At 60.2% G+C, this 6,000-nt stretch carries 6 protein-coding genes and 1 pseudogene; 2 read left to right on the forward strand and 5 right to left on the reverse strand.

Annotated elements, in window-relative coordinates:
* Window positions 1-37 precede the first annotated feature (37 nt).
* From motB to flhD, 4 genes are all read right to left on the reverse strand, one after another.
* A complete protein-coding gene (gene motB / locus P3T17_RS35780) occupies window positions 38-1,045 on the reverse strand; it encodes a flagellar motor protein MotB (protein ID WP_429287755.1) in 1,008 nt (335 codons plus the stop codon).
* A 24-nt stretch (window positions 1,046-1,069) separates the two neighbouring features.
* The gene (gene motA / locus P3T17_RS35785; protein WP_074262880.1) at window positions 1,070-1,930 is read right to left on the reverse strand and encodes a flagellar motor stator protein MotA; all 861 of its coding nucleotides are present in this window, start codon (window positions 1,928-1,930) and stop codon (window positions 1,070-1,072) included.
* A gap of 179 nt (window positions 1,931-2,109) precedes the next feature.
* Complete coding sequence (flhC, locus tag P3T17_RS35790) at window positions 2,110-2,685, reverse strand: flagellar transcriptional regulator FlhC (RefSeq protein ID WP_074262881.1); 576 nt, start codon at window positions 2,683-2,685, stop codon at window positions 2,110-2,112.
* A 60-nt stretch (window positions 2,686-2,745) separates the two neighbouring features.
* Entirely contained in the window at window positions 2,746-3,069 is a 324-nt protein-coding gene (gene flhD, locus P3T17_RS35795; protein ID WP_074262882.1) for a flagellar transcriptional regulator FlhD, read from the reverse strand.
* A 711-nt stretch (window positions 3,070-3,780) separates the two neighbouring features.
* Between flhD and P3T17_RS35800 the strand changes: the two genes are divergently transcribed.
* Entirely contained in the window at window positions 3,781-4,845 is a 1,065-nt protein-coding gene (locus tag P3T17_RS35800; protein WP_074262883.1) for a glycosyltransferase family 4 protein, read from the forward strand.
* 227 nt (window positions 4,846-5,072) lie between these two features.
* On the opposite strand, the gene P3T17_RS35805 is transcribed toward P3T17_RS35800, so the two are convergent.
* Window positions 5,073-5,375, reverse strand: a complete 303-nt coding sequence (locus P3T17_RS35805) for an H-NS histone family protein (protein ID WP_429411652.1) — start codon at window positions 5,373-5,375, stop codon at window positions 5,073-5,075.
* 293 nt (window positions 5,376-5,668) lie between these two features.
* Between P3T17_RS35805 and P3T17_RS35810 the strand changes: the two are divergent.
* Window positions 5,669-5,911, forward strand: a pseudogene (locus P3T17_RS35810) (aquaporin); the annotation flags it as partial.
* Window positions 5,912-6,000: the final 89 nt, after the last annotated feature.

Below are 6,000 nucleotides of genomic sequence, written 5' to 3' on the forward strand. Positions count from 1 at the left end.
GCGGATGCGCGGCGGCACGGACAGGTCATCGTGTCTTTCAATGCGGCGCCACGGTGGGCGCCTTCGGTGCAACCGTCGGCGGTTGCGCAATCTGTTGCAGCAGGGGCGCCTGCCCCGAACCGGCGGCATCGTCCGACAAGGTGGTCGTGGTCGAGTCGTCGTGCATCATGGCGTCCTCGGACTTCTTGTTCAGAACCAGAATGCTGATCCGGCGGTTTTCGGGGTCGAGCGGATCGCTCTTGTTCAGGTTCTGCGACGACGCCATGCCGATCACGCGCATCACCTTCGCTTCGTCCATGCCGCCCGCGATCAGCTCGCGGCGCGAAGCGTTCGCACGGTCCGCCGACAACTCCCAGTTGCTGTAACCCTTCTCGCCGCCGGCGTACTGCACGGCGTCTGTGTGACCTTGCACGATGATGCGGTTCGGCACGTCGTTCAGCGTGTTGCCGATGGCGCGCAGGATATCGCGCATATACGGCTGGACCTCGTCGCTGGCGGTGTCGAACATCGGCCGCTTCTGCGAGTCGACGATCTCGATGCGCAGCCCCGTCAAGGTCGAATCGATACGGATCTGCTGCTTGAACTGACGCAGCACCGGATTGGCTTCGATCGCGGCCATCAGCTTGACCTGCAGATCGTGCAGGCGGGCCTGCTCCTGGCGCTCGAGTTGCCCCTGCGCCTGGTTCACCGCTTCGTCGTCGCTATGCGCGACGGTATGCTGCGCGCGCGCGGTCGTGCCGTCGCTCTGACGCGTGATGCCCTGCGAGTCGGTCGAAATATCGCGGCCGCCGCCCTTCAGGATGCTCGAATCTTCGGCGCTACGGTCACCGCCCCACAGCGTGATCTTCAGCGGCTGGTTGAAATAGTCCGCGATACCGCGCAACTGCACCGTGGTCGCCGAACTGAGCAGCCACATCAGCAGGAAGAACGCCATCATCGCGGTCATGAAGTCCGCGTAGGCGAGTTTCCAGGCGCCGCCGTGGTGCCCCGCCTTCTTCGGCGCGGAACGCTTGACGACAATTGCGCGGTCTTTATCCTTGCTCATCGAGTCAGCCCCTGGTCCGCGCGGTTACTTGGCTTTCACGCGGCGCACGTGCTCTTCCAGCTCGCTGAACGACGGGCGTTCAGTCGAGAAGAGCACCTTGCGGCCGAATTCGACGGCGATCGCCGGCGCGTAGCCATTCAGGCTCGCGAGGATCGTCACCTTGATGCACTGGAACATCTTGGTCGACTCGGCGACGCGCTGTTCCGCGACGCTCGAGAGCGGCCCGATCAGACCGTACGAAAGCAGAATGCCGAGGAAGGTGCCGACCAGCGCCTGGGCGATCATCTCGCCGAGCACCGCGGGCGGTTTGTCGGCGGAGGCCATGGTGTGCACCACGCCCATCACCGCCGCGACGATGCCGAACGCCGGCATGGCGTCGCCGACCTTGGCAAGTGCATGCGCCGGGGCTTCGCCTTCGGTGTGATGGGTTTCGATTTCCTCGTCCATCAGGCTTTCGATTTCGAAGGCGTTCATGTTGCCGCCGACCATCAGACGCAGGTAGTCGGTCAGGAATTCGATGATGTGCTTGTCGGCGAGGATCTTCGGATACTGCGTGAAGATCGGGCTCTTCGACGGATCGTCGATATCGGCTTCAAGCGTCAGCGTGCCTTCCTTGCGCGCTTTCGCCAGCAGGACGTAGAGGAGCGCCATCAGCTCCATATAGACGTCCTTGTTGTATTTGGACCCCTTGAAGAGGGTCGGAAGCACGCCCAGCGTCGACTTGATGGTTTTCATCCCGTTGCCGAGAACGAACGCGCCGACGCCGGCGCCCCCGATCATCAGCAGTTCGACTGGCTGCATCAGCGCGCCCAAGTGTCCGCCTTCCAGCGCATAACCGCCGAAAACGGACAACAGCGTCACGAGTGTTCCCACGAAAATCAGCACAGCCGAGCCCTCACAAGGAAGCGACGGAGACCGTCGTTAGACTGGTTTACGGCAACCGGGCGGAAAACTTTGGTGGAAAAGCAAGTTGGCGAGCCGGTGTAAACCACAGGCGGGGGACGCGAGCGCTAGGCGGACGCCTGGGCTGCGATGCAAGCGGGGCGGGCCTGGCCGCCCGCGCCTCAAACTTCCAGTTCAGCGTCCAGTTCGGCGAGCTGGTTCGCGCGTACTTTCGCTTCGGCAACTTTCTTTGTCTTACCGGCGCGGGACGGCGGCTGGCACAGTCCGCAGACAAATCCGTGCTGGGGATCGTGCGCATGGGCGACGAACTGGCCGCCGCAGCGGCAGCACGAGGTCATCTGCAGCATGCCGGAGTCGAAAAAGCGCACCAGGGTCCATGCGCGGGTCAGGCTGAGGACCGGCTCGTCGTCGTGCAGATGGACGTGTTCCTGATACAGCCGGTAGCTCTTGACGATCGACTGGATCGTCTCGCAACCGCCATGGTCCGCCATGAAGCGGTAGATGTTATAGAACAGCGAGGAATGAAAGTTCGGCTGCCAGGTCATGAACCAGTCCGTCGAGAACGGCAACATGCCCTTGGGTGGCGAGACCCCCTTCAATTCCTTGTAAAGCTTGATCAGCCGGTCGCGTGACAGGCTGGTCTCGGCCTCGAGCAACTGCAGACGCGCGCCGAGTTCGATCAATTCGATCGCCAGGGTAATTTCCCTGACTTCGAGTACTACGCTTTTAGTGGCCATGCGCTGCGCTTCCCGCGTCCTGGTGTTGCTGGTCGGTTTTGCCGCCGTAGAATGCCGGCCTCAGCCGATCTGTTCCACGGGCTGGCTTGCCATCAAGATCGCGGTATGCGCCTGAGCAACGGCGCTGCTGGTCTTGCCCTTGTCCGCAAGTGCGGACAGGACGGCGTGATCGTCGAAGCGAAAGCGGCAGAGAACCTGGCTGGATGCAGCCAGCTTGACGGTCTGTGCCAGAGACAGATTGGCAATCACATCGGCCAACTGATCCGATATACCCATGCGGAACATCCCCATGGGCTTGTCCTCACGCAGCAGACGCTGAGCGAGCAGGAGATAGGAGAGGTTCACTTCTCGTATCTCATTGAGCATGTCACTAGTGGTGCTCATGATTCCCCCGAGTCGATCTGGCTGGTCAGGCCGTTACGGAAACGTTTGCTCGAACGCGCGCACCGCACACCGCACGAACGGCTCGTTTATGGTCTTGCAAGCATTGTGTCTAAATGTAACTGCGACTGAAATCGGACAGACACCCCGTCTGATTGCCGGAATGTTCCATAAATTCTGTAGGAATTTTTCCTACAAAACGCCTATTGGGGAGGGAATGAAAGGCGGGAGAAAGCTTTTGGGGATCGATCGGTGCGCGACCCCGCGCGGTTTTTTGCACCGTGACAGGTGCGAGCAAATTATAGATCTTTTTCACGCTGCGGCAGCAATCGCTTGCTATTCGCGACGCATCGCGCCGCCTTTCAGGCCGGGGCACAAGGCGCGGCACGGTGCTTGCTGAGGGGTGTCGTGCCGGCTATGCTGCACCCCGGTCTCACCTGTTACGCACGGTGTTTCGCGCTGTAACAACATTAAGCGTTTGAAAAATAACTCGAATTGCGCCGGTCGATCCCGATAATGGCCTTAAGGGATAACCCGATGCAGTGCCGGGTTGCCACCGGGCGGCGGCCTACCGCGTCCGTCCGTCCGAAAGGTATTCGCTCTTCGCCCGATCCGGGCAGATTTTGCGAACGCCGTTATGAACCGCAACTTATGTTGCATGGGCTGGAGTGTTTGCTCTTAAGGGCCGACTCCAGCCGTCACAGGAGAGTACGCATGCGAATCGCACAAATAGCGCCCCTATACGAAGCCGTTCCGCCCAAGTTCTATGGCGGCACTGAGCGCGTCGTGTCGTACCTGACCGAGGCTCTGGTCGAGCTCGGTCACGACGTGACGCTGTTCGCGAGCGGCGATTCGGTCACCTCCGCCAAACTCGAGGCCGCCTGGCCGCGCGCGCTGCGCCTCGACCCGACGGTGCGCGACGCCATGGCGCCGCACGTCCTGCTGATGGAACGGGTGCGCAGCATCGCCCATGAGTTCGACGTACTGCACTTCCACCTCGACTATCTGCCGTTCCCGCTGTTCTCGACGATGGACACGCCGTTCGTGACCACCCTGCACGGCCGTCTCGACCTGCCCGAACTGCAGCCGATTTTTGACACGTTCTCGCAGGCGCCGGTGGTGTCGATTTCGGACTCGCAGCGTCTGCCGCTCAAGCAGGCCAACTGGCTCAACACCATTTACCACGGTCTGCCGGAGAATCTGCTCACGCCGCAGACGCACAAGAAGCCCGAATATCTGGCGTTCCTCGGCCGTATCTGTCCGGAGAAGCGCGTCGATACAGCCATCAAGATCGCTGCACAAAGCGGTCTGCCGCTGAAGATCGCCGCCAAGGTGGATAAGGTCGACCAGGAATACTTCAAGACGGAAATCGAACCGCTGCTGTCGCAGGCGCACGTCGAATTCGTCGGTGAGATCAACGAAGCGCAAAAGCCGGAGTTTCTGTCGGGCGCCAAGGCGCTGCTGTTCCCGATCGACTGGTCGGAGCCGTTTGGTCTCGTGATGATCGAATCGATGGCCTGCGGCACGCCGGTGATCGCCTTCAACCGCGGTTCGGTGCCGGAAGTGATCGACCACGGCGTAACCGGCTTCGTAGTCGAGGACGTGCAAGGTGCGGTGGCGGCGCTGCAGCGGCTGGGCGACCTGTCGCGTACGGAAATCCGCGCCCAGTTCGAACGCCGCTTCAGCGCGAAGACAATGGCGCAGAACTATCTCGACGGCTATACGGCGCTTATCGAAGCTGAACGCCGTCCGATGTTGCGCCAGGTAGCGGTAGGCTGAACGGCCTATGCATCTGATGCCGGCTAAATACGCGAAAAACACCGTGTGAATCGTTTGCGCGAGCGGAACCGCGTCGATTAGCCGCTCATCTTCATAAAAGCCGCCTCTCAAAGGCGGCTTTTTTACCGCCCAATTCCAGCACAAATCTGATACATATTTCGCCGCTTAAGCTTCCCGAATGCCATTAACCTTCAGGAAGCTTTCGCCGTGACAATTAACCGCCACGACTAAACCTGTTCGATCAGAAAGCGTTCGCGATTCTTGCCGGAAATCCACTTGGGCGGCTTGCCCCGTCCGCTCCACGTATTACCGGACTTCGGATCCTGATACTTGGGCGGCAGCGGCGCCTTCTTGGGCGGGCGTCCGCGCCGGGCTGCAACCGCGAAACCCAGGTCCTGGGCAGTCAATCCATACTCGGCAATCTTGCTGCGGATCTCCTCGATTACATTGCCGAGTTCAGTGCGTCGTGCTTCGTCCGCCTGAGCCTGCAGTCTGGCGATCTGCGCCTTAAGTTCTGCATATTGCGACATTTCCCTACTCCCTTTTTGTAGAACTCATTGTGACGCAGACTAGCCGCAATTACCGAATTTCGCAATGGACAGTAATACTCACAATTGAGGTATCGTCTGATAATTATTAAAGAGCGATGAATTGTTAAATCGATTCGGACTTTATCGGTAAATAATCCAAACTGCCTACGGCGACATTGACAATTCTTGACACCCGATTCGCCGATATTTCCCTAGAATTTGGCGCTCGGAGGTGGGTACCCGAATACCCATGTACCGCCTCCAGCAAGTCAAACTTTTTAGGATTCCATATCATGCAGTTGTCAAAGCGCCTCGCTGCCGAGCTGTTCGGCACATTCTGGCTCGTCCTCGGGGGCTGCGGCAGCGCGGTCCTCGCCGCCAACTTCGCCGGTCCGGTCCATGGGCTGGGCATCGGCTTTGTCGGTGTCGCGTTTGCATTCGGCCTCACGGTGCTGACCATGGCCTACGCCATCGGCCATATCTCGGGCTGTCACCTGAATCCGGCGGTGAGCGTCGGCCTGACCGTGGCGGGCCGAGGCCGTGTAAAAACGCGTGAGCCGGCAGTCTGTCGAGCGACTGGTGAGGCTGCGCCTTCGCAGCTTCGTGCTTTCTACGACTGAACTGA

The sequence above is a fragment of the Paraburkholderia sp. GAS82 genome (assembly GCF_050436285.1).
Classification (GTDB): Bacteria; Pseudomonadota; Gammaproteobacteria; order Burkholderiales; family Burkholderiaceae; genus Paraburkholderia; species Paraburkholderia phenazinium_B.

What these genes read in the sequence shown, in the direction of transcription:
- P3T17_RS35800 (WP_074262883.1), top strand. Translation starts at nt 3,781, where the DNA reads ATGCGAATCGCACAAATAGCGCCCCTATACGAAGCCGTTCCGCCCAAG.
- flhD (WP_074262882.1), bottom strand. Translation starts at nt 3,069, where the DNA reads ATGAGCACCACTAGTGACATGCTCAATGAGATACGAGAAGTGAACCTC.
- P3T17_RS35805 (WP_429411652.1), bottom strand. Translation starts at nt 5,375, where the DNA reads ATGTCGCAATATGCAGAACTTAAGGCGCAGATCGCCAGACTGCAGGCT.
- motB (WP_429287755.1), bottom strand. Translation starts at nt 1,045, where the DNA reads ATGAGCAAGGATAAAGACCGCGCAATTGTCGTCAAGCGTTCCGCGCCG.
- flhC (WP_074262881.1), bottom strand. Translation starts at nt 2,685, where the DNA reads ATGGCCACTAAAAGCGTAGTACTCGAAGTCAGGGAAATTACCCTGGCG.